The 25,828-nt window shown below is 67.6% G+C and carries 21 protein-coding genes; 15 read left to right on the top strand and 6 right to left on the bottom strand.

The genetic code is table 11. The annotated features are described in order from the left end of the window. Nucleotides 1-37: 37 nt before the first annotated feature. Nucleotides 38-1,342, bottom strand: a complete 1,305-nt coding sequence (locus tag A1D30_RS21270) for a lipase family protein (protein ID WP_242421966.1) — start codon at nucleotides 1,340-1,342, stop codon at nucleotides 38-40. A 159-nt stretch (nucleotides 1,343-1,501) separates the two neighbouring features. On the opposite strand from A1D30_RS21270, the gene A1D30_RS21265 reads away from it, so the two are divergent. The 7 genes from A1D30_RS21265 to A1D30_RS21235 all read left to right on the top strand — a co-directional run bounded on the left by A1D30_RS21265 (nucleotide 1,502) and on the right by A1D30_RS21235 (nucleotide 10,879). Beyond that, the gene (locus A1D30_RS21265; RefSeq protein ID WP_063462714.1) at nucleotides 1,502-2,329 is read left to right on the top strand and encodes a proteasome-type protease; all 828 of its coding nucleotides are present in this window, start codon (nucleotides 1,502-1,504) and stop codon (nucleotides 2,327-2,329) included. A gap of 55 nt (nucleotides 2,330-2,384) precedes the next feature. After that, a complete protein-coding gene (locus A1D30_RS21260; protein ID WP_063462713.1) occupies nucleotides 2,385-3,206 on the top strand; it encodes an alpha/beta hydrolase in 822 nt (273 codons plus the stop codon). Between the two features lie 163 nt (nucleotides 3,207-3,369). Further along, nucleotides 3,370-4,191, top strand: a complete 822-nt coding sequence (locus A1D30_RS21255) for a carotenoid biosynthesis protein (RefSeq protein ID WP_063462712.1) — start codon at nucleotides 3,370-3,372, stop codon at nucleotides 4,189-4,191. Next, complete coding sequence (locus A1D30_RS21250; RefSeq protein ID WP_063462711.1) at nucleotides 4,188-5,660, top strand: oxygenase MpaB family protein; 1,473 nt, start codon at nucleotides 4,188-4,190, stop codon at nucleotides 5,658-5,660. The genes A1D30_RS21255 and A1D30_RS21250 overlap by 4 nt, the downstream gene beginning before the upstream one ends. A gap of 20 nt (nucleotides 5,661-5,680) precedes the next feature. Then, nucleotides 5,681-7,465: a diguanylate cyclase gene (locus tag A1D30_RS21245; RefSeq protein ID WP_242421965.1), complete on the top strand. Its 1,785-nt coding sequence runs from the start codon at nucleotides 5,681-5,683 to the stop codon at nucleotides 7,463-7,465. Then, nucleotides 7,462-9,249 carry a diguanylate cyclase gene (locus tag A1D30_RS21240; RefSeq protein ID WP_082836562.1) on the top strand — a complete coding sequence of 596 codons (1,788 nt, stop codon included), beginning with the start codon at nucleotides 7,462-7,464 and terminating at the stop codon, nucleotides 9,247-9,249. The genes A1D30_RS21245 and A1D30_RS21240 overlap by 4 nt, the downstream gene beginning before the upstream one ends. Nucleotides 9,250-9,382: 133 nt before the next feature. Next, nucleotides 9,383-10,879: an FAD-binding oxidoreductase gene (locus tag A1D30_RS21235; protein WP_063462709.1), complete on the top strand. Its 1,497-nt coding sequence runs from the start codon at nucleotides 9,383-9,385 to the stop codon at nucleotides 10,877-10,879. A 36-nt stretch (nucleotides 10,880-10,915) separates the two neighbouring features. Here A1D30_RS21235 and A1D30_RS21230 read toward each other — a convergent pair whose 3' ends face one another. The 3 genes from A1D30_RS21230 to A1D30_RS21220 form a co-directional block, all read right to left on the bottom strand. Continuing rightward, complete coding sequence (locus A1D30_RS21230; protein ID WP_063462736.1) at nucleotides 10,916-12,241, bottom strand: diguanylate cyclase; 1,326 nt, start codon at nucleotides 12,239-12,241, stop codon at nucleotides 10,916-10,918. A gap of 174 nt (nucleotides 12,242-12,415) precedes the next feature. Further along, nucleotides 12,416-13,264, bottom strand: a complete 849-nt coding sequence (locus A1D30_RS21225) for a MipA/OmpV family protein (RefSeq protein ID WP_082836561.1) — start codon at nucleotides 13,262-13,264, stop codon at nucleotides 12,416-12,418. A gap of 10 nt (nucleotides 13,265-13,274) precedes the next feature. Next, complete coding sequence (locus A1D30_RS21220; RefSeq protein ID WP_063462734.1) at nucleotides 13,275-14,159, bottom strand: undecaprenyl-diphosphate phosphatase; 885 nt, start codon at nucleotides 14,157-14,159, stop codon at nucleotides 13,275-13,277. Nucleotides 14,160-14,389: 230 nt separating this feature from the next. Between A1D30_RS21220 and A1D30_RS21215 the strand changes: the two genes are divergently transcribed. The 8 genes from A1D30_RS21215 to A1D30_RS21180 all read left to right on the top strand — a co-directional run bounded on the left by A1D30_RS21215 (nucleotide 14,390) and on the right by A1D30_RS21180 (nucleotide 20,259). After that, entirely contained in the window at nucleotides 14,390-14,800 is a 411-nt protein-coding gene (locus A1D30_RS21215) for a DUF2306 domain-containing protein (protein ID WP_063462708.1), read from the top strand. A 46-nt stretch (nucleotides 14,801-14,846) separates the two neighbouring features. Then, entirely contained in the window at nucleotides 14,847-15,428 is a 582-nt protein-coding gene (locus A1D30_RS21210; RefSeq protein WP_063462707.1) for a DUF6622 family protein, read from the top strand. Between the two features lie 45 nt (nucleotides 15,429-15,473). After that, complete coding sequence (locus A1D30_RS21205) at nucleotides 15,474-15,767, top strand: 2TM domain-containing protein (RefSeq protein WP_063462706.1); 294 nt, start codon at nucleotides 15,474-15,476, stop codon at nucleotides 15,765-15,767. A gap of 25 nt (nucleotides 15,768-15,792) precedes the next feature. Then, a complete protein-coding gene (locus tag A1D30_RS21200) occupies nucleotides 15,793-16,842 on the top strand; it encodes a hypothetical protein (RefSeq protein WP_063462705.1) in 1,050 nt (349 codons plus the stop codon). 78 nt (nucleotides 16,843-16,920) lie between these two features. After that, nucleotides 16,921-17,958 (top strand): alpha/beta hydrolase, encoded by a 1,038-nt coding sequence (locus tag A1D30_RS21195; RefSeq protein ID WP_242421964.1) that lies wholly within the window; start codon nucleotides 16,921-16,923, stop codon nucleotides 17,956-17,958. A gap of 59 nt (nucleotides 17,959-18,017) precedes the next feature. Further along, on the top strand, nucleotides 18,018-18,314 hold the full coding sequence (locus A1D30_RS21190) for a 2TM domain-containing protein (RefSeq protein ID WP_063462704.1): 297 nt from the start codon (nucleotides 18,018-18,020) through the stop codon (nucleotides 18,312-18,314). Continuing rightward, the gene (locus A1D30_RS21185) at nucleotides 18,311-19,399 is read left to right on the top strand and encodes a histidine kinase (RefSeq protein ID WP_063462703.1); all 1,089 of its coding nucleotides are present in this window, start codon (nucleotides 18,311-18,313) and stop codon (nucleotides 19,397-19,399) included. The genes A1D30_RS21190 and A1D30_RS21185 overlap by 4 nt, the downstream gene beginning before the upstream one ends. After that, entirely contained in the window at nucleotides 19,396-20,259 is an 864-nt protein-coding gene (locus A1D30_RS21180; protein ID WP_063462702.1) for a LytTR family DNA-binding domain-containing protein, read from the top strand. The genes A1D30_RS21185 and A1D30_RS21180 overlap by 4 nt, the downstream gene beginning before the upstream one ends. 13 nt (nucleotides 20,260-20,272) lie before the next feature. Here the strand turns inward: A1D30_RS21180 and A1D30_RS21175 are convergent, their stop codons facing one another. Both A1D30_RS21175 and A1D30_RS21170 read right to left on the bottom strand, forming a co-directional pair. Then, nucleotides 20,273-21,715 carry an efflux transporter outer membrane subunit gene (locus A1D30_RS21175; RefSeq protein ID WP_063462701.1) on the bottom strand — a complete coding sequence of 481 codons (1,443 nt, stop codon included), beginning with the start codon at nucleotides 21,713-21,715 and terminating at the stop codon, nucleotides 20,273-20,275. Continuing rightward, the gene (locus tag A1D30_RS21170) at nucleotides 21,712-24,867 is read right to left on the bottom strand and encodes an efflux RND transporter permease subunit (protein ID WP_063462700.1); all 3,156 of its coding nucleotides are present in this window, start codon (nucleotides 24,865-24,867) and stop codon (nucleotides 21,712-21,714) included. The genes A1D30_RS21175 and A1D30_RS21170 overlap by 4 nt, the downstream gene beginning before the upstream one ends. Nucleotides 24,868-25,828: the final 961 nt, after the last annotated feature.

Below are 25,828 nucleotides of genomic sequence, written 5' to 3'. Positions count from 1 at the left end.
CGCCACCAGGCGCAGCCCTCCGGAGGCCGCTGCAGCCTCACAAATCCTGCGCCACCGGCGCGAGCTGCCCCAGCATGAACGTGATGAATGGCGGCACACATTGCAGGTGCCCGGCCACTGGCTGCGCGCGGCATTCGGTCAGGCTGACCAGGTCGCCCGCGCCGCGCTCCTGCATGGCGCGCCGGGTGCTGACCGAGCTGGCGTAGGGCACGGTGCGGTCATCGCGGCCGTGGTACAGGCGCACGGGCAGATCCGGTTTCCAGTCGTAGACGCTGCTGGCGCTGGCCAGGGCCAACACGTCGTCGGCCAGGAAATGATCGATGAAGCGTGTGTCATAGGCCACGTCGGCATCGCCCGGGATGAGGGCGCGCAGCAGCAGGCGGCGCACCTCGCGCTGCACGCTGCCGCCCAGGTGGCGCAGAAAGCCGGGGTTGATGAGGGCGCCGATCAGCGGTTGCTCCTGCCGCACCAGATCCACCAGGCCGTCCATGGTGGCCTGCACGTTGTAGGGCCCGGCACCGGGTACCACCAGGCGCAGCTGCTGCAGGTGGGGCGAGCCGCTGGCCTGCAGCGCGCGGTGCGCGGCCATGGTGACGTAGCCGCCTTCCGAGTAGCCCGTGAGGAAGAGCTGCCCGTTGTCCACCACTCCGGCCTGGCTGCGCCAGGTGCGGGCGGCGGTCAGAAAATCGACTGTGGCGGCGGCCGACGGCGCTGCCAGCAGGTAGGGGTGGGGCGTGCCCTTGGAGGCGCCAAAGCCCACGTAGTCGGGCGCAAGCACGATGTAGCCCAGCGAGGCCAGCACCACCGCCACCTCTGAGGCCACGGCGTTGTTGCTGGGGGCCTCGGCGTCTTTGAAGAGGGTGCCGTGCTGGTAGCTCAGTATCGGGCTTTTGGCACCGGCTGCCTTGATGGGCACGCTCACCAGGCCGGAGGCGCGCACCTCGCGGCCATCGGCGTCGGCGGTGAGGTAGTCCAGCCGGTAGGAGGTGACGCCGTAGCGCGGCACCACGTCCTGGGCCAGAGACTCTTTGGCGGCCAGCGCGGCCGCGATCTCGCTGGCCGGGATGGACCCGAGCAGGCGGGCGGATTCCAGTCGCCCCGAACGCTCGGGCAGGATGGGCGGCGTGGTGGGCGAGCCACCACCCGTCGGGCTGTCGCTGCCGCCCCCGCAGCCCACCAGCACCGCCGCCAGGCAGGCCCCCAGCACGGCGGCACACACACGGCGGGTGCCCGCCAGCTTCCACAAAGTCCCCATGATCCACCCCACCAGAAAGTCCAGCGCCGGATGATAGGGCGGCAGGCCCCACAGCGCCGGACCGGAGCGTGTTGGCCCCAAAATCATGGTCAAAATCCCCGTTACCGCGCAACCACAAAGCAAAGTTTGCTATCAATTTAATAACAAACATCCTTGCCATGGAGCGGGTGGCAAGCCGCCCCCTGGGCCCAGACACGCGCACGACTAAACTTGCGGGTTCCCCACACCACGGATCCACACCTGTTCATGACGTACTGCGTCGCCATCAAACTCAACGCCGGGCTGGTTTTCCTGTCCGATTCCCGCACCAACGCCGGTCTGGACCAGATCAGTTCGTTCCGCAAGATGATGGTCTATGAAAAGGCGGGCGACCGTTTCATGGTGCTGCTGTCGGCGGGCAACCTGTCGATCTCGCAGTCCGTGCGCGAGATCCTGCAGAACGAGCAGATCAAGGACGGTGATTCTGGCGAAGCCATCACGATCTGGAACGCCAAGAGCATGTTCGATGCGGCCCGCGTGCTGGGCTCGGCCGTGCGCCATGTGCACGAGCGCGATGGCGCCGCGCTCAAGCGTTCGGGTGTGGACTTCAATGTGTCCATGGTGTTTGGCGGCCAGATCAAGGGCGAGGGCATGCGCCTGTTCCAGGTCTACTCGGCGGGCAACTTCATCGAGGCCACGTCGGAGACGCCGTACTTCCAGGTGGGCGAGTCCAAATACGGCAAGCCGGTGCTGGACCGCGTGCTCACCCCCGAAACGCCGCTGGACGAAGCCGCCAAATGCGCGCTGGTGTCCATGGACAGCACGCTCAAGTCCAACCTGTCGGTGGGCCTGCCGCTGGACCTGGTGGTGTACGAGGCCGACCGGTTTGCCACCGACAAGGTAGTGTGCATCGACGAGAACAACCCCTACTTCCGCATGCTGCACGACAGCTGGGGCCAGAAGCTGCGCCAGGTGTTCGACAGCATCGAAGATCCGGCCTGGAGCGGCGGCGCGACCGAGGTGCCCATCATGGTGAGCCCCGCGCGCAGCAAGCCGCTCAAGAAGATCACGACCCACACAGACCGGCTTATCTAAGAGCCCCACCGGGCGCCGCCGCCCGCCTCCAGCCCTGCCGGTACGCCCTTTGCCCATGCTCCCCATCGTTTTTTCTCACGCCAACAGCTTCCCGGCGGGTACCTACCGCCTGCTGTTCAAGCTGCTCAAGGCCCGTGGATTCCAGATCAGCGCGGTGGAGCGCTATGGCCACGACCCGCAGTACCCGGTGACCAACAACTGGCCCCACCTGGTGCAGCAGCTGGCCGACTTTGCCACCGCGCAGGTGGAACGACTGGGGCAGCCGGTGTTCCTGGTGGGGCATTCGTTGGGCGGTTTCTTGAGCGTGATGGCCGCCGCCCGCCACCCCGAGCTGGTGCGCGGCGTGCTGCTGATCGACTCGCCGCTGATCGGCGGCTGGAAGGCCAATGTGGTCGGCGTGGCCAAGCGGGCGCAGGTGGTGGGCTCGATATCGCCCGGCCGGGTGAGCCGCCAGCGCCGCTTCAGCTGGGCCAGCGACGAAGAGGCGCTGGAGCACTTCCGCAAGAAGAAGGCCTTTGCGCGCTGGCACCCCGAGGTGTTGCAGGACTACATCACCCACGGCCTGCAGGACCAGGATGGCAAACGCGTGCTGGGCTTTGACCGTGCGGTGGAAACCGCCATCTACAACACCCTGCCGCACAACCTGGGCCGCCTGCTCAGCGCCCACCCGCTGCAGTGCCCGGCCGCCTTCATCGGCGGGCGCGACTCGGAAGAGATGAAGCAGGTGGGCATGGCGATGACGCTGCGCGTCACCGAGGGCCGCACCATGATGCTGGACGGCAGCCACCTTTTCCCCATGGAACAGCCGCAGGCCACGGCAGCGGCCATCGAGGCCGCGCTGCTGAACCTGGCCTCGCTCACGCCCGACCAGGGCTGAAAACCCGGGTCCGCTGCGTGCGGGCCCCGTATATCACCAAAGTCCCCGGTGCAGCGCCTGAAACAGCGTCGCAACGGCGACCTTTGATCAGGGCAAACAGGGAGCACGGCGCCCCGGGCAATCCCCTACACTGGGGGAATTGTTACAGCGTGATACACCCGACATGCCTGCACAGCCCTCCTTCGCCTCGCGCCTGCCCGCGCTGAGCTATCTGCTCCTGGCGATTTACCTGGTCATCCTCGCGTTTCGCACCCACAACGACACGACCATGGCCCTGGTGGTGGCGTCGGTGGTGATGTTTGCCTGTTGCTGGGCCAGCGCCACGCACCTGCTGGGGGCGCGGCCCGCGCTGCAGTTTGTGCTGATTGCCGTGAGCTTTGGCTGGTTCGCCGAGCAGATGGGGTCGTCGCGCGGCTGGTTTTTTGGCCACTACACCTACACCGATGTGCTGGGCCCGCGCCTGGGCGATGTTCCCATCGTGATACCGCTGATGTGGTTTGCGCTGACCTATGCGGGGTATGTGATTGCCAACCTGATCGTCTGGCAAAGCCCGGTGGACGGCGTGCGCGGGCTGGGCAACACCGTCATGCTGTCATTTCTGGCGGCGATGATCGTCACGGCGTTTGACCTGGGCGCCGACCCCTACATGGTCTACACCCTCAAGGCCTGGATCATGACCAAAACCGATGGCGCCTGGTTTGGCGAGACGGTGCAGGGCTTCTTTGGCTGGGTGTTTGTCTCCTTTGTGATCCTTCTGGGCTTTCGCCTGTCGGTCCGATCACTGGCCATGCAGCCCAGCAGCCCGTTTTTGCGCCACCATGCGCTGGTGCCGCTTGCACTGTATGGGAGCAACATGGTGTTTCAGATGATGCTGGGCAACCCCGTCGAAATCCGCTCGATTGCACCGTTTGCAATGGGCATCCCCCTGTTGTGTGCGCTGGCGGGCTACCAGCGCTGGGTCGCACCCGCCAAGGCCCCCGTATGAGCCAGAACACATTGCACACCCCTCCCATCTCGGAAGCCGAACTGGCCGGCATGCAGCACCACGCCGATCCGCTGGCAGACAAGACCATTGCCGACATCCTGGGCGACTGGCCCGCAGGGGATGTGGCGGTGGACGCCCCGCAATGGGCGCGCATCGACACCGTGAACCGCCTGTTCGGCGAGTGGACGGACAACCAGAGCCTGGTGGGCTGGACCGCCCAGGGCGACGGGGTGGACGCCCCCATGGCCCGGGCGCTGAACCACTACGTGCAGACCGCCCAGGTGCTGCCGCCCTGGGCCGATGCAAAAAAGATCGAACGCGCCGAGAAGCTCTTCATGGAGCATGGGGCGCTGTCGTGCATCCTGCTGTTCTGCGCCAGCCTACCCGAGTGTTATGTGATCCCCGACCTGTCCAGCGTGCTGCACACCTCGGGCCAGCTGGAGCAGAACGCCGAGTACCGCATCCGCTCCACGGCGGCGATGATCTTCCCGGTGATGATGCACGGCGGCCTGAGCCAGCGTGGCGCGGGCGTGGCCCAGGTGCTCAAGGTGCGGCTGATCCATGCCACCATCCGCAACCTGATCCTGCACGGCAGCCCGCAAGACGCCGTCAAGCAGCTGCTGGCCGGGGGCAGCGGGCAGGTGGCACCCCAAGCCCTGCCCGCCGGGGGCGGGCGCCAGGCCATGTTCAAGACGCTGTATGCGCGCGGCTGGAACCTGCAGGGCGATGGCCTGCCCTGCAACCAGGAGGAGCTGGCCTACACCTTGCTTACCTTTGGCTACGTGTTTTTGCGCAGCCTGCACCGCCTGGGGATTGGTTTGCGCCCGGCCGACGAAGAGGCCTATCTGCATGCCTGGAACGTGGTGGGCCACATCCTGGGCATTGACCGGGCCCTGATGGTGGACACCATGGACCAGGGCCAGGCGCTGATGGCCCGCATGCAGGCTCGGGGCCGCGCCGAACCCGTGGTGCCCGACCCACGCCCCGCCCTGGGCCGGGCCTTGATGCAGACCATGGAAAACTCACTGCCCTGGAGCATTGTGAAACCCTTCCCTGAACTCATGACCCGCTACCTGTGCGGGCGCGCCACCGCCAGCGACCTGGGCCTGACCCAGCCGGTGCCCTGGCCGTCAGCGCTGCTGTTCTGGGGGGTGTTGCTGATCGCGCGGGCCATGGATACGCTGCTGCGGATGGTGCTGCCACGCTTTTCCATCGTGCGGACGCTCACCCGCATCCTGGGCTACCACTTCATGAGCCGCGTGCTGATGAGCCAGACCCGCCCCCTGCAACTGCCCACCGAGCTGCTCAACCAGGTGGACGATGTGGTGCACCGCTGGAGCGACGACCCCCACGCCCCCGGCTGGCTCAACCGGATCGAAGACCGGTTGACCACCCATGGCAGCTGGAGCCCGGGGCTGGCGCGCAAGGCGCAGGCCACAAGCGCCCCCCAGGCGCAGCAACCCGCGTAGCCATTGTTTCCTCCAGGCCGATGTACCCGCTGCTCTGCGCCCTTCTGATGCTGGCCCGGCATTGGCACGCGCATTGCGGCGTGGCGGCCACCCTGCTGTGCCTGGTCGCCCCCATGGCTCTGCCCCTGAGCGCGCAGGCGGCATCGCCCCTGGTGCTGAGCCAGGAAAGACCCCAGGTGGATGCCTGGGAGGCTGTCACGCTCAAGGCAGACCCCACATACCAGCTCTCGGTGCAGGACATGCTGAGCCAGCTGAGAGCATTCGAGACGCCCGCCCAGCGGGGTGGGTCCATAGGGGTGCACAAGGCGGCGATGTGGCTGCACATCCCCATCGTTGCGCCCGAGGCGCCGCGCACCCCCTGGGTGGTCAACATCGGCTACAGCTCGCTGCAAGCGGAGCTGTACCTCACGAGCGGTGGCAAGGTGCTCCAGCAGGTCCTCAAAAAGCACGGCAACCAGACACAGCTGTCCAGCCGCACGCCTGCCATGGCGCTGGACCTGCAGCCCGGGCAGCGTTACGACCTGTTGATACGGGTGCAGGCCACTGGTCCGCTGATCCTGCCCATCACGGTCAGCGAAATGCCCGTTTACCTGCGCCAGTCCCTGGGCGAGCAGCTGCTGCAGGGCCTGATCAATGGGTTGGCTTTGTGCCTGCTGGCCTACAGCCTTATCCAGTGGGTCACGCAGCGCGACCGCATGTTCGCTTTTTATGCGCTGGTGGTGCTGGGCAGTGCGGGCTTCTCGATGCAGTTTTTTGGCATTGGTCCGCAGTATCTGTGGCCTGACAACCCATGGATGGACCGGTATTCAGGCCCGGCGGCGGGGCTGATGGCCCTGGTCGGCTCGTTCCTCTTCCTGGGGCACATGCTGGCCGAAGGCACGCAAAAAAGCCGCTATGCACGCACCATGCGCGCGGGAGCAGCCATCACGGCGGCGGTGTGCGGCGCCTTGCTGTTCGGGTGGCTGAGCGTCCCCATAGCTGTCGCGTTCATGAGCCTGGCGGGCCCCCTGCCATCCATCATCAGCCTGCCTGCAGCCATCGCGCGCGTGCGGCAAAAAGACCCCATCGGCGTGACGCTGCTGTTGGCCTGGATAGCTTTTGGCGTGGCCGCTGGCGTGATGGTGTGTCTGGTGCAGGGCTGGGTGCCCGCGAACTTCTGGACGCTGCACTCGTTCCAGTTTGGCGCAACGCTGGACATGCTGCTGTTCTTTCGGGTGCTGGGCCTGCGCGCCCAGGCCACCAAGGCACAGGCGCAAGAGGCCATGCGCGAGCGCGACCTGATGCATTCACTGGCCAACACCGATCCGCTCACGGGCCTGAGCAACCGGCGCGGCCTTCAGCATGCGCTGCAGGCCGCGCTGGCCCACTGTTCACCACAGCGCCTGGTCGCGTTGTACCTCATGGATCTGGACGGTTTCAAGCCCGTCAATGACTCTCACGGCCACGATGTGGGCGACGACCTGCTGGTGGCCGTGGGCCAGCGGCTGCAAGCCAGCGTCCGCCAGCAGACCGACCTGGTCGCGCGGCTGGGGGGGGACGAGTTCATCATCATGGCCTGCCACCTCGAAACGCCACAGCAGGCGGAGGATCTGGGCCGTGCGTTGTTGCAATCCGTTGATCAGCCGTTTTGCCTGGGCAATCTGCGCCTGAAAGTGGGCTTGACCATCGGTTACGCCCTGGCCCCCCTGGACAGCAACGACCCCCAGGGGCTGATCCGCCTGGCCGACGCGGCCATGTACGCGGGCAAGCAAGGGGGCAAGCGCTCGATCCGGCGCAACACTGGCGAACTGGCGCTGGCACCATGACACCAGCCCGTCGCCCCATGCCGAACTGGCCCTGGCTGCGGCTGCACCACGCCCTTTGGCTGGCGCTGCTGTGGGCGCTGCTGGCCTGCGCTGGGGCATGGGCCAACAGCCCCGTCTTGCAGCTCAACGATGAAAAGCGTGCCATCGACGCCTGGCCCGCCGTCAAGCTGCTGAGCGACCCCAGTCGCCAGCTTTCTGTGCGGGATGTGCTGCCGCTGACCGACAAGTTCACCCCCCCATCCAGCGTGGGCGCCACGCTGGGCGTGCGGCCCGACGCAGTGTGGCTGCGCATCCCGTTCGAGGTGGCATCGACCTCGGACGCCCAGTGGATTCTGGACATCAACCACTCCGACCTGAACCACATCGACATCTACCTCACGACCAGCGGGTATCTGGTCCAGCAAGCCACTCTGGGCAGCCTGCACCCGTATACGCAGCGCCCCCTGCAAAGCCGCTCCCACGCCATCCCGCTGAATCTGATGTCCGGGCTGCCGTACGAACTGCTGGTGCGTGTGGAGACCCGGGGCGCCATGATCCTGCCCATCTCTTTCTACAAGCCTGCGGCCATGCTCAGCAAGGCCGTCAACGAGCAGATGCTGCAAGGTGTCCTCACCGGCCTGGCCCTGTGCCTGCTGGTGTACAGCCTGGGCCAGTGGCTGAGCCTGCGCGATCCTCTGTTCATCTACTACACGCTGCTCACCTCCGGCAGCCTGCTGTTTTCCATGCACCTTTTCGGTGTGGGTCGGCAGTTCCTATGGAGCGACAGCCTCTGGTACGAGGTCCACATGGGGGGGATGTCGGCCTTGCTCGCCACCTGTGGCTCGTTCCTCTTCATCGGGCAGGCCCTGGCAGAACCCGAGCCCAGCGGCCGTTTCATGCGCTTCATGCGGGCCGGTGCCGTGTTGTGTGTGCTGCTGGCCGTGGCCTATGGGCTGGATGTGATCTCCACCCGTGCCATAGCGGCCATCGTGAGCATCCTGGGCCTGGTCCCGGCGCTGATGGGCATCCCGGGTGCTGCGCGCCGTGCCATGCGGGGCGACGGGGTGGGCACCAGCCTGCTGCTGGCCTGGCTGGTCTATTTTGTGGCCACGGCCATCGTCATCGGCGTGATCAACGGCCGGGTGCCGGTGAACTTCTGGACCATGCACTCCTTCCAGTTCGGCGCCACGCTGGACATGCTGCTCTTCATGCGGGTGCTGGGCCTGCGCACCAAGGCCCTGCGACTGGAGGCGCTGGATGCCAACCGTGAGCGCGACGTGATGCGCTCCCTGGCCCACACCGACCCATTGACCGGCCTGCCCAACCGGCGCGGGCTCAACATCGCGCTGGCGTCCGCGCTGTCGCGCTGCAGCCCCGAGCGGATGCTGGCGGTGTATGTGATGGACCTGGACGGCTTCAAGCCCGTGAATGACCAGCATGGCCATGACGTGGGCGACGAGCTGCTGATCGCCGTGACCCGGCGCCTGCAAGGCCATGTGCGCCAGAGTGATCTGGTGGCGCGCCTGGGCGGCGATGAATTTGTGGTGATGGCCGGGCAGCTGCACAGCCTGCAACAGGCGCAGGAGCTGGGCAACAAGCTGCTGGATGCGTTCCGCGCACCGTTCTCGCTGCAGAACGTGCGGGTGGAGGTGGGCCTGACCATCGGCTATGCCATTGCCCCGCACGACGGCAACGACGCCATCGGCCTGCTCAAGCTGGCGGACGCCGCCATGTACAGCGGCAAGCAGGGCGGCAAGTTCTGCCTGCGGCGCAACACGGGCGACCTGGCACTGTCGTCCTCCTGACCACGGCGGAGTAGCGCCGCGCCCGCTGGCCCAGGCACGGGGCCTAAAAGCAACGCGGGCCATTTCCGGCTGGTCAACCTGCCGTCTATCCAGTACACACGGGACTTCGTCTTTTCACGGAGGATCGTTCGCCATGGCCCATCGCAAAAGCCCTGCCCGCATTGCCAAGGACGCGCGCGTTGCGCATTTCCGCTCGCTGGCGGCCCCACAGGCTGCCGCCCTCCAGGCCGCTGCAGCGCCCGGCCCGGCGCTTGCCTGGGACGCCATCGCTTCGCTGGAAGCCCGGCTGGTGGGCCGCATCGTCCTGCCCTCCAGCCCCGACTACGACGAGGCCCGGCAAGAGTCCAACCCTGCCTTCCAGGCCTATCCCGAGATCATCGTGTACTGCGCCTGCGAGAACGACGTGCTGGAGTGCCTGGCCGTGGCCCGCGCCTACAAGGTGTGGGTGGCCGTGCGCTGCGGCGGCCACAGCACGGCGGGCTATTCCGTCAACAGCGGCATGGTGGTGGACCTGAGCGACATGAAGGGCGTGGTGCTGGACCCGGCACGCGAACGGGTGCATGTGCTGCCCGGCACCGACTTTGACCATTTCAACGGCGCCATGAACCACACCGGCTGGCATGTGCCCACGGGGGCCTGCGGCAGTGTGTGTGTGGGCGGCTTTGTGCAGGGCGGGGGCTATGGCTACACCTCGCGGGCCTTTGGCATCCAGAGCGACCTGGTGGAGTCCTTCCGCGTGGCCCTGGCCAACGGCACCATCGTCACGGCCAGTGCCCAGGACCATTCCGACCTGTTCTGGGCCCTGCGGGGCGGCACCGGCGGCAACTTCGGCGTGGTTCTGCAGGTGACCTACCGCATGTACCGGCTCGACCAGGTGTGGGCCTGGGCCATCAGCTGGGACCAGGCCCATGCCGCCCAGGTGCTCACGCTGATGCAAAAGAGCTTCATGAAGACGGGCGCCCCCGACGCGCTGGGCTACATGATGAACCTGGGCTACCAGCAAGGTGTGCCGGTCTACATGGTGCAGGGCATGTTCTGCGGCACCCGCGAGGCTGGCCTGCAGGCCATTGCGCCGCTGCTGGCCATCCCCAGCGCCCAGCTGCTGGTGGACAAGACCGGCACCTACCCCGAGATGAACATCTGGCTCGAAGACCACCCCTACACCCTGCCCGACAACCTGCCGGACGGCGTGGCCGAGACCAAGGCCAGCGGCTACATCAGCACCCCGCTCTCGCCTGCCGACTGGCAGCGCATCATCGACTACTTCAAGACCTCCCCCAACCCCTGGTCCCTGGCGTACCTGGAGCCCTACGGCGGCGCCATCAACCGCTATCCGGTGGCCGACAGCGCCTTCATCCACCGCCATGTGGATGCCGACCTCGTGGTGGATGTGTTCTGGACCAACCCGCAAGAGCGCGCACAAATGGAAGCCTGGCTGGAGGGCTTCATGCAACTGGTCAAGCCCTTCCTCAATGGGCATGTCTACCAGAACTACCCGGATGCGCGCCTGCCGGATTTTGCGAACGCCTACTGGGGGCCTGCCTACCCTCAGCTGCAGCAGGTCAAAGCCCGGTACGACCCCACCAACTTCTTCCACTTTCAGCAGAGCATCCGGCTGCCCCAGGGCTGAAGGAAGGCGCGGGGCGAGCCCCGCCACCGCCTTTGATCAAGCTCCCTGGGCGTAATGCAGCCGCCCCTTGCCCGCGCGCTTGGCCGCATACATGGCCTGGTCCGCGCGGTTCATGAGGGCGTCGATGTCGCCCTCCATCGGGGGGTACATCGCCACGCCAATGCTGGCGCCGATGGACAGATCGCGCCCGTCCACCGCCATGGGCAGGTGCAGGGCCTCGATGATGCGGTGGCCGATGGTGTCGGTCACGTCGCGCGTGACCTCCTGGTCCAGCATGACCAGGAACTCATCGCCCCCCAGGCGCGCCAGGGTGTCGCCCACCCGCACCGTGCTGGCGATGCGCTGGGCCACGATGCGCAGCACCTCGTCCCCCGCGTGGTGGCCTTCGGCATCGTTCACGCGCTTGAAGCCGTCCAGGTCGATGAACAACAGTGCAACCGCCCCTGCGCTGCGGCGGGCCTGCAGCAGCGACTGCTCCAGGCGCCCCTGGAACGCCGCGCGGTTGAGCAGCCCCGTGAGGGAGTCGTGGTTGGCCAGGTAGTGCTGCTGGCGCGCAATCTGGATCTTGGCCGACACATCCTGCACCAGCGCCATGATGGAGGTGACCTGGCCTTCTTCATCGGTCAGCGCCGAGTTGAACCACTCGCAATGCACCTCGGTGCCATCGCCGCGCACAAAGCTGGTCTCGGCGCGGTTCTGCGATTCTTCACCCGACTTCAGGCGCGACAAGGCCAGTTGCAGGCTGTCGTCCATGGAAGCGGGGGCCAGCAGATCGGTCAGCAGCCGCCCCTCCAGCCCCGCCACATGCAGCCAGCCCATGAGCTGCACCGCCCGCTGCGAGCAGTGCAGCAGTTGCAGCTTGTGGTCCATTTCCAGCACCGCCAGCGGGCTGTTTTCGATGTGGGAAGACAGCCGCTGGTTGGCGGCACGCAGCGCGTTCATGGTCACCTGCAGCTCGTGCACATCCAGCGCCGTGGTGATGAAGCCGTCGATGGTCCCCTGGCTGTTGTGCCAGGGCGTGAGGCAAATGGTGCGCCACTCGTCAAAACCATAGGGTGTGCGCAGCATGCGCTGGTACTGCACCCGCTCGCCCCGCAGCACACGTTCTACAAACGGCATGAAACGGGCACAGTCCTGCTCGCCATACACATCCACCAGCGTTTTGCCCACCAGGCGCTCGGGCGCGGTGCCAAACCAGCGGGCGTATTCCTCGTTGACGTAGATCATGGCCAGGCTGCGGTCGATGACCGCCATGGTCGCACCCGCACTGCGGGAGATCAGGTCCAGCAGCTCCGCCTTGGACCATGTTTGCTTGCGCTCAGCGGCGGAAGGCAGTGACAACTCTGGCTCTTCTTGCATCATGCGGAGAAAGCCCATCGGGGCATGGTCATCAACAGGAAGACTAAAGCCCGTGTGGCTCAGCCGCTGGGACACCAACAGCGGCCTGCAACGCGCGGCAGTGGGGTTGCCGCAGCTTATCACTTTCAGTAACAGTTCCACCCTCCCCCCATGGGGCGGCGGGCTTTGCCCGGTTCCTCAGCGGCAGCAGCGGTAGGCCAGCCCCACGGACACTGAATAGCCCACAGGCTCCACCGTCAGGGGGCTGCGGCGCGCATCGCCCTGGAGCTGCGACACCCGGGCCGAACCCAGGATCACCCAGTGGCGGTTGATGGCCGACATCACCTCCACCCCACCGTCCACGCTGTAGAGGCCCGCACGCGGATCGAACGCAGGCAGCGGGCTGGCGCCACCCGCAGGCACGCCAAAGTGCCCCCGCAGGTAGGTGCGGTCGCCAAAACTGGCCCCCGCGCCAATGGTCACCTTGGTCTGTTCGGTGAGGGGCCAGGTGTAGCCCACGCTGGTGGACAGCTGGGCGCCGCCATCGCGGCCCAGAATGTCCTGCGACACCCCTGCGCCCACCGACCAGCGATCGGTGATGGCATACCCAGCGCTCAGCCGCGCGCGCAGTGTGGAGCGCACCGACGGCAAGCCCACCAGGATGGGGGCGTCAGAGCCGTCGCGGCCCTTGTCGATGCGCAAGGCCGCACTCAGGCTGAAACGGTCGCTTTGCGCCAGGGTCGCACTGGCGCCCGACTCGCGCGGAGTCCCCAGGCCATGTCCCATGAAGGCGCTGCCGCGTGATGTGCTCAGTCGAAAGCGCCCATATTCAACCGCCCAGGCGGGCCGCAGGCTGCTCTTGCGGCCATCGCCGCCTGCATAGTCCGGGCCGTTGCTGGCAATGGCCCCCAGGGCGTAGTGGAGCTTGGGCCCGACGGGCTCGTCCGGGGCCGCGGCGTCTTGCGCCCAGGCTGGAAACAGGGCCAAACCCGACACCAGGGCCAGAACGCCAGAACGCGAAAAAATCAAACCGATAGAGCTGCGCATGAGTGGATTATCAGTCCGCCCACTGCACCCAGCCAGTCCACGCAGTCACCAAAACAACGACCCCGAACACGATGCGGTAATAGGCAAAGGGCACGAAGCTGTGGGTGCTGATGTAGCGCAACAACCAGCGCACACACAGCCAGGCGCTGAGGAAGGAAAAGACCAGCCCCGTGAGGAACATGGGCAGGTCTGCCATGGACAGCAGGGCCCGCTCCTTGTACAGGCTGTACACACCCGCGCCGATGAGCGTGGGAATGGCCAGGAAGAACGAAAAATCGGTGGCCGCCTGCCGCGACAGGCCCAGCAGCATGCCGCCGATGATGGTGGAACCACTGCGGCTCGTGCCGGGAATCATGGCCAGGCACTGTACGAGACCAACTTTTAACGCATCCAAAGGACTCATATCGTCTACAGAATGGATTCGTACGGCACTAGCAGTCTTCGAAGTTTCAACGATATTTCCTGAAACAGAAATTGGCTCGAACCCATCAATCTGCTGGCGGCGCTCGGCCCACAGGATGATGAAGCCCCCGATGATGAAGGTGCTGCCCACCACCACCGGCGTGAAAAGATGCGCCTTGATGGCTTTGCCGAACAACAGGCCCAGCACCACGGCGGGCAGGAACCCGATGAGCACATTGAGCGCAAACCGCTGCGCCTGGCGCTCGGTGGGCAGGGCCACCAGGGTGGAGCGGATCTTCTGCCAGTACACCAGGATCACCGCAAAGATGGCACCGGTCTGGATCGCAATGTCAAACACCTTGGCCTTGGCGTCGTCAAACCCCAGGAGCGAGCCCGCCAGGATCAGATGCCCGGTAGAAGAGATCGGCAAAAACTCGGTCAGCCCTTCGACGACCCCCATGATGGCGGCCTTCACCAGCAATACAACGTCCACGCGCACTCCTTGCAAATAGGAGCGGGATTATCCGCCGGGCGTGCTGGCGCAGCGGGCGGCGGGGCCCTTCTGTCACCTGCGCGGGCCGCTTTCAGCGCAAAAACGGCCCGCAACTCACGCCACGCCCGTGCATTTCACGGCCCGGTGGCTGCATTTCGTCGCAAGGCACTGGCTGCCTCTGGGGGCTCCCGGCACAGTCCACCCCATCGAACGCGCCAGGAGCCCCCACCATGCAAATCACCCCCGTCATCGCCATCCACCTCGCCGCTGCGCTGGCCGCCGTGGCCCTCGGCCCGATTGCCCTGTGGGCTCGCCAGGGCACCACGCAGCGCCCCCGCCTGCACCGTGCGGCCGGGTATGCCTGGGTCACCGTGATGGTGGCCACCGCCGTGTCCGCCATCTTCATCACCGGCGGCGGCGGCCCCCGCTGGGGCAGTTTTGGCCTGATCCACCTGTTCATTCCGGTAACGCTGGGCATGCTGGTGATGGCCTTCGTTTACCTGGCCCGCCGCAACATCGTGGGCCACCGCAAGATGATGCAGCGGATCTACATCGGCGCCTGCCTGGGGGCCGGAGCCTTCACATTGCTGCCCGGCCGCTTCCTGGGCCACACGGTCTGGTCCGCACTGGGCCTGATCTGAATACCACCACCCCTCCCCCATCCACCTCCAGCCAGGAACTTCCACCATGCTCGCCAACCTGCTCATCCAACAACCCCAGATGCTGGGCGCCATCATTCAGAACACCCCGTACTGGGTCTGGGCCCTGCTTGCCGGCCTGATCGCCCTGGGCGCCAGCCAGTTGGTGGGCCGCAACGTCAGCCTGGCACGGGCCACGGCCATGCCCCTGGCCATGACGGGCCTGTCGGTGTATGGCCTGGTGTCGGCCTTTGGCAGCGCGGGCCAGGTGGGCACCTCGGTAGGGGCATGGCTGGTGGCCGCCTGCGCCATCGCAGGGCTGGCCCTGTGGCTGCAGCCTGCGGCGCCCAGCGGCACGCTGTACGCCGCCACCTCGCGCAGCCTCTACATCCCCGGCAGCGCCATGCCCCTGGGGCTGATCCTTGGCATCTTCCTGACCAAGTATTTCGTCGGCGTGGAGCTGGCCCTGCAGCCCGCGCTGGCCCGCGACAGCAGCTTTGCCTTGCAGATCGCCCTGCTGTACGGCGTCTTCAACGGCCTGTTTGCAGCCCGCGCCCTGCGCCTGTGGCGCCTGGTGCGGCGCAGCGCCTCCTTTGCCGCCACGCCACCGGCTTCGTCCGCCTCGGCCTGAGCCTTGGCGCCCTGCCCCTCCCCCACCTTCACCGAGGCTTCTGCCATGCAACACCACCCCCTGATCACTGACCCCACAGAGCGCCTGGCCCGCAAACGCGCAGGCGCCAAGCTGGGCTGGTACGTCCATGCCGGGGCGTACCTGGCCGTCAACCTGCTGCTGGTCGTGCTGTCTGCCAGCAGCGGTCGCCACTGGGCGGTGTTCCCCGCCGTGGGCTGGGGCCTCGGCCTGGCCATCCACGGCGTGGTGGTGTTTTTTTTGGCGGGCGGCAGCAGCCTGCACGAACGCATGGTGCAGGCCGAGCGCGACCGCATGGCCCGCCAGGGCACCCGTTCCTGACCCGCACACACACCGAGGAGCCCCCATGAAACACCGCTGGATCACCGCCCTCATCGCGGCATGCCTCCACACCGCCAGCCAGGCAGGCACGGGCCTGATGGAACTGCCGGGCTTGGAGGGAGACGGGCCTGTCACCGTGTTCTACCCCAGCAGCGGTGCCGACGAGCCCGTGCAGCGGGGCCCTTTCCAGCTGCAGCTGGCCTGGCAGGCTCCTGCCGTGCGGGGCAACGGCCGCCTGCTTGTCATCACCCACGGATCGGGCGGTAACCCTTGGGTCCACACCGACCTGGCACGCGCCATGGTGGCAGCAGGCTTTGTGGTTGCGTTGCCCGAACATGCGGGGGACAACGCCAAGGACCCGTCCACGCCCGGCCCCGAAAGCTGGAAGCGCCGCCCCGCCGAGGTCTCCCGCGCCATCGACGCCGTAGCCCGGGACACCCGCCTGGCCCCGCTGCTCGATCTGGACAAAGTGGGGGTTTTTGGTGGCTCTGCCGGTGGCCACACGGCGCTGAGCTTCGCGGGCGGCGCGTGGTCGCCCGCGCGCTTTCGCCAGCATTGCGAGGCCCACATCGCCGACGACTTTTCCTCCTGCGTCGGCTTCATCACCCGGCTGCACGGCAATCTGCTGGACGGCCTGAAGAAATGGTTTGCGCTGGCCGTGATACGCCACCGCTTCGGCGACGACACCGCCTACACGCACCACGACCCGCGCGTGCAGGCCACCGTGGCCAGCGTGCCGTTTGCGGCCGACTTCGACATGGCCAGCCTGGCCCGCCCGCGCATTGCGCTCGGGCTGGTCACGGCGGGCATGGATGTGAACCAGGTGCCGCGCTTTCACAGCAGCGCCGTGCTCGCCGCCTGCCAGGACCGCTGCACCCACGTGGCCCACCTGCCGGGCGCCAGCCACGGCGCCATGTTGTCCCCCATGCCGCCGCTGCACCTGCTCAACGACGTGCAGACCGCGCTGCTGGGCGACCCGCCCGGCTTTGACCGCAAGGTGCTGCCCGAGGTGGACGCCCGGATCGTGGACTTCTTTGCCCAGCACCTGCAGCCGCTGCCAGCCCCCCAGCGCTGAACCTTCAGCAGGTGGCGCCCTGGTCACCATCCACCGTATGCTCCCCATCTCCACGGCCATCCCGGCCTGCCCGCCTCCATGACACCCACCCGCACACCCCAGCCCCGCCGCCGTTACGCCATGTTCATCGCAGCCACCCTCCTGACCGCAGTGCTTGCAGCCCTCGCAGGTCTTGCCGCCGCCATTGCCTGGGGCGGCCCCAAGGACATCCCACCGCTGGCCAGCATCAACAACCCGTTCAAGGACGTGGACTACAGCAATGTGCCCCCGGCCCAGCGCTACACGGCGCGCGATGGCGCATCGCTGGCTTGGCACGGCTACAGCCCCACGGGGGGCACGGGCGGCACAGGGGGCACGGATGCCTCGGCCAGCGCTCCCCAGCGCCGGGTGGTGCTGGTGCACGGGTCTTCCGCCCGCGGGCAGTCCAACCATGTGCTGGCACAGGCGCTGGCGGCAGCGGGCTACGCCGTGGCCTCCCTGGACATGCGGGGGCACGGTGCCTCCGGCCCCCGGGGCCAGGCCGCGTATATCGGTCAGATGGAAGACGACATCGAGGACTTTTTGCGCGCCGTGCCCCACGCGGGCCCGCAAACGCTGATGGGCTTTTCGGCAGGCGGCGGGTTTGCGCTGCGTTTTGCGGGCAGCGCGCGGCAGGGTCTGTTTGACCGTTATGTGCTGCTGTCGCCTTTCCTGCACCACAACGCGCCTACATCGCGGCCGGACAGCGGCGGCTGGGCCTCAGTAGGCCTGCCGCGCATGATTGCCGTCACGCTGATCAACCAGTTCGGCATCACCCGGTGGAACCACCTGCCCGTGCTGAGTTTTGCGCTGAACGACGTGGCGCGCGAGCTGCTCACGCCCCACTATTCGTACACGGTGGCCACCAACTTTCGGCCCCGCAACGACTATCTGGCCGACATCCGCAATGCCCGGGGCACCGTCTGCATCGTGGCCGGGCAGGACGACGAGCTGTTCTACGCCGACCGCTTTGCCGACCTGTTTGCCCAGGCCGGCAAGCCCGTGCCCGTGACCCTGGTGCCGGGCGTGAACCACATGGGGCTGACGCTGGATGCGCAAGCCGTGGCCACGGTGGCGCGGCTGGCCTGCCCGACGTAGCAAGCCGCCGAGCCACCTAAAATTCTGACCACCCTGCCCCACCACGCACCTTTGCCGCCATGCCAACTCCCCTGAGCCCCGAAGAACTGGACACGCTGGCCCGTCGCCGCGCCAACGCCAAGCTGGGCTGGTACGTGCACGCAGTAGCCTTCGTGCTGGTCAACGCAGTGATTTTTGCCATGTCGCGCTATGCGTTTGGCAACCGCCCCTGGTCGGTGTACCCGCTGCTGGGCTGGGGGCTGGGGCTGGTGCTGCATGGCATCTCGGTGTTTTTGCTGGGCACCGGCGGCGGCCTGCGCGAGCGCATGGTGCAGCGCGAGCGCGAAGCCCTGCAACGGCGCCAGAACCGGCCATGACGCTGCGCCGCGATTTCAGTGGCGTCAGCAAGCTGCGGCACTACCTGCAGGTGGTCGCTTTCACGCTGGTGGTTGCCACCCTCCAGTACGCCTTCATGCCCGACAAGCCCTACGGGCCGCCGGTGGTGTATTCGGTGCTGATCGGGACCTTCACCTGGGCCATCATCGACCTGGGCCGCGAGCTCATCCCGTCGGCCGCCGAGACAGGCTGGCCGCAGGGCTGGCAGGGCATTGCGCTGGTGGCAGCGGGCATCGCCATCGGCTACCTGGCGGGCACGCTGCTGGCCGACGCGCTGTGCGTCCACTACTTCCACTTCTACCAGGCGGGCGCATCGCTGTCCGGGGCCGACCAGCGCACCTCTATCCTCATCACGGCCATTGCCGGGCTGGTGGGCAGCTACTACTTCTACGCCATGCACAAATCGGCGTACCTGGAAGACAAGATGGCCGAGGCGCGCATGCACGCGACCGAAGCACGCCTGAAGCTGCTCGAAACCCAGCTCGAACCCCACATGCTGTTCAACACGCTGGCCAACCTGCGCGTGCTGATCGGCACCGACCCCGCCCGCGCGCAGGAGATGCTGGACCGCATGATTGCCTACCTGCGCGCCACGCTCAGCGCATCACGCAGCACCCAGCACCCGCTGGAGAACGAGTTTGACCGCCTGCGCGACTACCTGGAGCTGATGGCCGTGCGCATGGGCCCGCGCCTGGCCTACACGCTGGACCTGCCCGACGCCCTGCGCAGCGTGCCCGTGCCCCCGCTGCTGCTGCAGCCCCTGGTCGAAAACGCCATCCGCCACGGGCTGGAGCCCCAGGTGGAGGGCGGCCACATCACCGTGCGCGCCAGCACGCGGCCTGGCGGCAGCGGCCCCCAGCTGGTGCTGGAAGTGATAGACACCGGCGTGGGCCTGCCCGAGCAGCTGCCCCCGCCCGGCCCCGGCCAGAGCTTTGGACTGGCCCAGGCCCGCGAACGGCTGGCCACCTTGCACGGCAACGCAGGCACTCTTGAATTGATAGCTGAAAACACAGGCGGGACGCGCGCAAACGTCATTTTTCCCTTGAAATTTCCACCCACACCATGAACCCGCCCGCCCCCCGCGCCCTGATTGCCGAAGACGAACCCCTGCTGGCCGCCGCCCTGCGCCAGGAGCTGGCCCGCGCCTGGCCCACGCTGGAGGTGGTGGCCACCGTGGGCGACGGGCTCTCGGCCGTGCAGCAGGCGCTGGCGCTGCGGCCCGACGTGCTGTTCTTCGACATCCGCATGCCCGGCCAGACCGGCCTGGACGCCGCTGTGGAACTGGCCGACGCCTGGCCCGCCGACACGCCCTTCCCGGCCCTGGTGTTTGCCACGGCCTACGACCAGTACGCCGTGCAGGCCTTCGATGCCCAGGCGGTGGACTACCTGCTCAAACCCATCGAAGCCCGCCGCCTGGCGCGCACCGTGGCCAAGGTGCAGGACCTGCTGGCTCAGCGCCACGCCAGTGCAGCCCCGGCCATTGCCACGGCCGCCCCCGCGCTGGAGGCCACCATGGCCCAGCTGCGTGCGCTGCTGCAGGCGCCGGGCGTGGGTACAACCCCACCGCCACCACCTTCTTCACTGCCTGCACCACCCGCCGCCCGGCTGAGCGTGATCCAGGCCAGCCACGGCACCCAGATCCACATGGTGCCGGTGGCCGAGGTAGTCTATTTCGAGGCCGCCGACAAGTACGTGCGGGTGTTGACTGCCGAGCGCGAATACCTGATCCGCACCGCCCTCAAGGAGCTGATCGAGCAGCTGGACCCGCAGGAGTTCTGGCAGGTGCACCGCAGCACCCTGGTGCGCGCCACCCACATCGCCACCGTCACGCGCGACGAGGCGGGCAAGCAGCACATCACCCTGCGCGGGCGGCCCGAGCGGCTGCCGGTGAGCCGCCTCTACGCGCACCTGTTCAAGGCGATGTAGCTGCGGCTGCAGTTCAGGCAGGTGGCAGCGCCTCCCAGCGCCCGGCCACGTTCTTGAGGAGCGCATTCACGGCCGACAGGCGGCGGCTCTTCACGTCGATCAGGCTGCGCTGCGATGACAGCACCGTGGTCTGGGCCGACAGCACATTCAGATAGCCCACGGTGCCCGCGCGGTACTGGTTCTCCACCACATCGAGCGCGCGCTGTGCGGCGGCGGTGGCCTCGCGCTGCAGTTGCTCCTCTTGCGCCAGCGCGGCAGCGGCGGTGAGGTTGTCCTCCACCTCCTGCAGCGCTGTCAGCACCGTCTGGCGGTAGGCGGCCGTGACCTGCGCGTGGTTGGCGCGGGCGGTCTCTACCGCTGCGCTGCGTGCGCCGCCATCAAAAATCGACGCCGCCAGCGCAGGCCCCAGCGACCAGAACAGGTTGGGCGCACTGAACAGGTCGGACAGAGGCGAGCCCCGGTAGCCACCCGCCGCCGAAAGGGTGAGTGCAGGAAAGTACGCCGCGCGCGCCACGCCGATCTGCGCGTTGGCGGCGGCCACGCGGCGCTCGGCGGCAGCGATGTCGGGGCGGCGCTGCAGCAGATCGGACGGCAGGGCCTGGGGCACGTCCGCCGGTGCAGGCAGCGCGGCCGTGGCCTCCAACGCAAAGGCCGCAGGCGCCTGGCCCAGCAGGGCCGCCAGCGCGTGCTCCAGCTGGCTGCGTGTGGTCTGTGCCTCCAGCAGCTGCACCTGGGTGGTCTTGTACTGCACCTCGGCCTGCGCCACATCGGCGCTGGACGCCACGCCCGCCGCCTGGCGGTTGCGCGTCAGCTCCCAGCTCTTGTTGTAGGCCTTCAGCGTCTCGGCCAGCAGCGTGGCCTGGGCCTCGGCCGTGCGCAGCGAAAAATAGGTCTGCGCCACGGCCGCCTGCAGCGACAGGCGGGCAGCGGCCAGGTCATCGGCACTGGCCTGGGCACTGGCCTGCGCGGCACTCACCCCGGCCGACACGCGGCCCCACAGGTCCAGCTCCCAGCTGGCAGACAAGCCCAGCGAATGGCTGGTGCTGCTGCCGTCGGACAGTTGCGTGCCGCTGCGCGCGCGGCTGCTGCTGGCATTGGCGCCCACGGTGGGCAGTGCGGCGGCGCCGCTGCTGGCCACAGCCGCCTGGGCGGCGCGCAGGCGGGCGGCGCTTTGTGCCAGCGTGGGGCTGTTGGCATCGGCCTGCTGCTGCAGGCGGTCCAGCACGGCATCGCCATACACCGTCCACCAGGTAGGCGGCAGGGTGGGGGCGGCCTGGGGCTGTGCGGGCCTCCAGATGCCCTGGGCCTGGGCGGCAGCCTGCTCCTTGTAGGCCGCCGGGATGTCCATACCGGGGCGCTCATAGGGCGGCGTCTGCGCGCAGCCCGCCAGCCACAGGCCGCTGGCCAGCGCCACCGGCCAGGCGGTTCGGCGCGAAAAAGTGGGAGAAATGGTCATCCGTCGTTTCCTTGCAAGACCACCGGGGCAGCGGGCGCAGCGCCCGCCTGCTTGCGGCGGCGGCCCACGGCGCGCAGCACACGCGTGCGCAGCCGGTCCAGCACCACATACATCACCGGCGTGGTGTAGAGCGTGAGCAGCTGGCTCACCAGCAGGCCGCCCACGATGGCAATGCCCAGCGGCTGGCGCAGCTCGGCGCCATCGCCCCGGCCCAGGGCCAGCGGCAGCGCGCCAAAGATGGCGGCCACGGTGGTCATGAGGATGGGGCGCAGGCGCAGGTTGCAGGCGCGGTAGATGGCCTGCGCGGCCGACACCGGGGCCCCGCCCTGCTGGCGCTGCCGCGTGAGCGCAAAGTCGATCATCAGGATCGCGTTCTTCTTGACGATGCCGATCAGCAGGATCACCCCGATGAGCGCAATGAGCGAGAACTCGGTCTTGAACAGCATCAGCGCCAGCAGCGCCCCCACGCCCGCCGACGGCAGGGTGGACAGGATGGTGACCGGGTGCACCAGGCTCTCGTACAACATGCCCAGCACCAGGTAGATGGTGACCATGGCCGCCAGAATCAAAAGCGGCTGCCCCGCCAGCGCCGACTGGAAGGCCCCAGCCGTGCCGCTGAAGCTGCCGCGCACCGACACGGGCACGCCCAGCTCGGCCACTGCGTTGTTGACCACCTCGGTGGCCTGCGACAGCGACACACCCGGCGCCAGGCTGAAGCTGATGCTGCTGGCGGGCGTGCCCCGGTCGTGGTTGACCGACAGCGGCGTGTTGGTGGTGGTGATGCGCGCAAACGCCGTGAGCGGAATCTGCTGGCCCAGGTTGTTGACGAAGAAGAAGCCGCGCAGGGTCTCGGGGCTTTGCAGGTAGCGTGGCTCGGCCTCCATCACCACGCGGTACTGGTTGAGCGGGTTGTAGATCACGCCCACCTGGCGCTGGCCGAAGGCGTTGTTGAGCGTGGAATCGATCTGCGCCATGGTCAGGCCCAGGCGCGCCACGGCGTCGCGGTCGATCACCAGCGAGGTCTGCAGGCCGTAGTCCTGCACATCGCTGTTCACGTCTTCCAGCTCGGGCAGCTGGCTCAGCACCTGGCGGATGCGCGGCTCCCAGGTGCGCAGCTCGCCAATGTCGTCGGCCTGCAGGGTGTAGTCGAACGATGCGCCGCTGCTTTGCCGCCCGCCAATGCGCACATCGCGCTGCGGCGACATGAACAGGCGCGCGCCGGGCTCGTTCTTGAGCTGCTCGCGCAGCCGCGCAATGACGGCCTCCGAACTCTCCTGCCCCGGCCCGCGCTTGAGCGTCATGAACAAGGCCGCCGCGTTGCGCTGCCAGCCACCGGTGAAGCCGGTCACATGCTCCACCGCCGGGTCGGCCTGCACGATGGCCAGAAAGCGCTGCAGCCGCTGCTCCATCGCCTGGTACGACGTGGCCTGGTCGGCCCGGATGAAGCCCGAGATGCGGCCCGTGTCCTGCTCGGGCATGAAGCCCTTGTCGATGGCGGTGTAGAGGTACACGTTGAGCCCCACCACGCAGGCCAGCGCCAGCAGGGCCACCGGCTGGTGGCGCAGGCACCAGGCCAGGCTGCGGCGGTACAGGCGCATGCCCCGCACCTGGGCCCGCGCCACCCACCGGCCCACGGCGCCCCGCCAGCCGCTGCGCCGCACAGGGGTCAGGTGGTGGGGCTTGAGCAGCGCCGCGCACATCATGGGCGTGGTGGTGAGCGACACCACCATCGACACCAGGATGGCCGAGGACATGACGATGGCGAACTCGCGGAAGAACCGCCCCACGATGCCACCCATGAACAGGATGGGCACAAACACCGCAATGAGCGAGATGCTCATGGACACCACGGTGAACCCGATCTCCCGCGCGCCGTCGAGCGAGGCCTGCAGCGCGGTCTTGCCGCGCTCCATGTGGCGCATGATGTTTTCGAGCACCACGATGGCATCGTCCACCACAAAGCCCGTGGCCACCGTGAGCGCCATGAGCGAGAGGTTGTCGAGCGTGTAGCCCGCCAGGTACATCACGCCAAATGTGCCCGCCAGCGACACCGGCACCGCCACGCTGGGGATGAGGGTGGCGCGCCCGTTGCGCAGAAACAGGAACACCACCAGCACCACGAGCGCCACGGCGATGAACAGCGCACGCTCCACCTCCTTGACCGAGGCGCGCAGCGTGGGCGTGCGGTCGGACACCACCTCGATATCAATGGCCGCCGGGATGGACGCCTGCAGCGCGGGCAGCAGCGAGCGCACCCGCTCCACCGCTTCGAGGATGTTGGCACCCGGCTGCTTGTACACCTGCAGCAGGATGGCGGGCTTGCCATTGGCCACACCGAAGTTGCGCACGTCCTGCACCGAATCCACAACCTCGGCCACGTCCTGCAGGCGCACGGCTTGCCCGTTCTTCCAGCGCAGCACCAGGGGTGCGTAGTCGGCCGCCACGCGCGCCTGGTCGTTGGTGGCCACCTGCCAGTAGTGGTCCTCGCGCTCCACCGCGCCCAGGGGCCGGTTGGCGTTGGTGGTGACGATGGCGCTGCGCACCTGCTCCAGCGAAATGCCGTTGGCCGCCAGGCGCACCGGGTCCAGCTCCACCCGCACGGCGGGCAGCGCACCGCCACTCACCGTGGCCTGGCCCACGCCCTCGACCTGCGAAAGTTTTTGCGCCAGCACGGTGGAAGCCGCGTCGTACATCTGCCCGCGTGTGAGCAGGTCGGACGTGAGCGCCAGGATCATGATGGGCGAATCGGCCGGGTTGACCTTGCGGTAGGTCGGGTTGCTGGGCATGCCCGTGGGCAGCAGCGTGCGCGCGGCGTTGATGGCGGCCTGCACATCGCGCGCGGCGCTGTCCACGTTGCGGTCCAGGTCGAACTGCAGCGTGATGGAGGTGCTGCCCAGGATGGAGCGCGAGGTGATCTCGGTCACGCCTGCGATGGCACCCAGCGACCGCTCCAGCGGCGTGGCGACGGTGGCGGCCATGGTGTCGGGGCTGGCGCCGGGCAGGCTGGCACTGACCGAGATGGTCGGGTAGTCCACCTGCGGCAGCGGGGCCACGGGCAGCAGGAAGTACGACACCGCACCGGCCAGGGCCAGGCCCAGGGTGAGGAGCATGGTGCCGATGGGGCGGTGGATGAAGGGGGTGGAGAGGCTCATGGGTGGGCCTCTTCTTTTAGGCTTTTTGGGGTGTTTGCGCGCGTTGGGATTGCCTTAGCAGCTATGTTTTTGGAAGCATTCAGCATGCTTGTGCATGGGGCGGGGGCCGGGGTGTGCGCCCGGCGGCGCAGTAACTTTCTTTCGTCTCGCCGAAAGAAAGTCACCAAAGAAAGGGCGACCCTACACGCTGCGTCCCTTCGCTTCGCTGCGGGCAACCTGCGGTGCTCGGGCGTGGGGCGCGCTGCGGAACTCGCTACGCGCTGCGCGCTTCGCTCGGACAACCGCAGCGAGTCAGAGCACGAAGCACGGGCGCTGCGACGCCCGTGCCGCCCCACGCCCTGCGCTCCTCGGCGCATCGTGAAGGGGACCCGCGAATCGGACATCCACACGGGCCATCGCTGCGCTTGGCCCTCTCTCGCGGGCGCAAGCGCCACGCGCTGCGCAGGCGGGGCCGAGCAAAGCGATGGCCCGTGCGGATGTTCGGCTGTCCACCCCCTGCTGGCTGCGCCTGCGGCGGGGCGGTTGCGGGGTGAGCATGCGCGTCGGAGCGCGCATGCCTCGTGCTCTGACTCGCCGTGGTTGTCCGAGCGGCGCGCGCAGCGCAAAGCGAGTTCCACGGCGCACCCCGCAGCCGCCCCGACGCAGGTTGCCCCGTAGCGCAGCGCAGGGGTCGCAGACTGGGGGTCGCCTTTTCTTTGCTTACTTTCTTTTGGCGAAGCAAAAGAAAGTGAGTCGCCTGCCGGGGCGACAACCCGGCTCCCGCCCTGAACCCGAGCATGCTTTTCAAACCAGCACGCCAAGGCTTCGACAAGCTCAGCCCGAACGGTTGAGGTGTGTGCCCAGGCTTCGACAGGCTCAGCCCGAACGGCTCCGAGGCAGCCCCCAGGCTTCGACAAGCCCAGCCCGAACGGAGGAGAGAACGCCTCAGCCTCGACCAGCTCAGCACTCACGGCAGATGACA

This window comes from Acidovorax sp. GW101-3H11 (assembly GCF_001633105.1).
GTDB lineage: Bacteria > Pseudomonadota > Gammaproteobacteria > Burkholderiales > Burkholderiaceae_C > Acidovorax.
The sequence above is the reverse complement of the archived record's forward strand: the minus strand, read 5'-3'. Positions and strand labels throughout refer to the sequence as shown.

Excerpts from the sequence above, each read along its gene's own strand:
- A1D30_RS21230 (WP_063462736.1), bottom strand. The coding sequence starts at position 12,241 with ATGATGCAAGAAGAGCCAGAGTTGTCACTGCCTTCCGCCGCTGAGCGC.
- A1D30_RS21225 (WP_082836561.1), bottom strand. The coding sequence starts at position 13,264 with ATGCGCAGCTCTATCGGTTTGATTTTTTCGCGTTCTGGCGTTCTGGCC.
- A1D30_RS21180 (WP_063462702.1), top strand. The coding sequence starts at position 19,396 with ATGAACCCGCCCGCCCCCCGCGCCCTGATTGCCGAAGACGAACCCCTG.
- A1D30_RS21240 (WP_082836562.1), top strand. The coding sequence starts at position 7,462 with ATGACACCAGCCCGTCGCCCCATGCCGAACTGGCCCTGGCTGCGGCTG.
- A1D30_RS21200 (WP_063462705.1), top strand. The coding sequence starts at position 15,793 with ATGAAACACCGCTGGATCACCGCCCTCATCGCGGCATGCCTCCACACC.
- A1D30_RS21235 (WP_063462709.1), top strand. The coding sequence starts at position 9,383 with ATGGCCCATCGCAAAAGCCCTGCCCGCATTGCCAAGGACGCGCGCGTT.
- A1D30_RS21195 (WP_242421964.1), top strand. The coding sequence starts at position 16,921 with ATGACACCCACCCGCACACCCCAGCCCCGCCGCCGTTACGCCATGTTC.
- A1D30_RS21260 (WP_063462713.1), top strand. The coding sequence starts at position 2,385 with ATGCTCCCCATCGTTTTTTCTCACGCCAACAGCTTCCCGGCGGGTACC.
- A1D30_RS21170 (WP_063462700.1), bottom strand. The coding sequence starts at position 24,867 with ATGAGCCTCTCCACCCCCTTCATCCACCGCCCCATCGGCACCATGCTC.
- A1D30_RS21250 (WP_063462711.1), top strand. The coding sequence starts at position 4,188 with ATGAGCCAGAACACATTGCACACCCCTCCCATCTCGGAAGCCGAACTG.
- A1D30_RS21265 (WP_063462714.1), top strand. The coding sequence starts at position 1,502 with ATGACGTACTGCGTCGCCATCAAACTCAACGCCGGGCTGGTTTTCCTG.
- A1D30_RS21190 (WP_063462704.1), top strand. The coding sequence starts at position 18,018 with ATGCCAACTCCCCTGAGCCCCGAAGAACTGGACACGCTGGCCCGTCGC.
- A1D30_RS21270 (WP_242421966.1), bottom strand. The coding sequence starts at position 1,342 with ATGATTTTGGGGCCAACACGCTCCGGTCCGGCGCTGTGGGGCCTGCCG.
- A1D30_RS21205 (WP_063462706.1), top strand. The coding sequence starts at position 15,474 with ATGCAACACCACCCCCTGATCACTGACCCCACAGAGCGCCTGGCCCGC.
- A1D30_RS21255 (WP_063462712.1), top strand. The coding sequence starts at position 3,370 with ATGCCTGCACAGCCCTCCTTCGCCTCGCGCCTGCCCGCGCTGAGCTAT.
- A1D30_RS21210 (WP_063462707.1), top strand. The coding sequence starts at position 14,847 with ATGCTCGCCAACCTGCTCATCCAACAACCCCAGATGCTGGGCGCCATC.
- A1D30_RS21185 (WP_063462703.1), top strand. The coding sequence starts at position 18,311 with ATGACGCTGCGCCGCGATTTCAGTGGCGTCAGCAAGCTGCGGCACTAC.
- A1D30_RS21175 (WP_063462701.1), bottom strand. The coding sequence starts at position 21,715 with ATGACCATTTCTCCCACTTTTTCGCGCCGAACCGCCTGGCCGGTGGCG.
- A1D30_RS21245 (WP_242421965.1), top strand. The coding sequence starts at position 5,681 with ATGTACCCGCTGCTCTGCGCCCTTCTGATGCTGGCCCGGCATTGGCAC.
- A1D30_RS21215 (WP_063462708.1), top strand. The coding sequence starts at position 14,390 with ATGCAAATCACCCCCGTCATCGCCATCCACCTCGCCGCTGCGCTGGCC.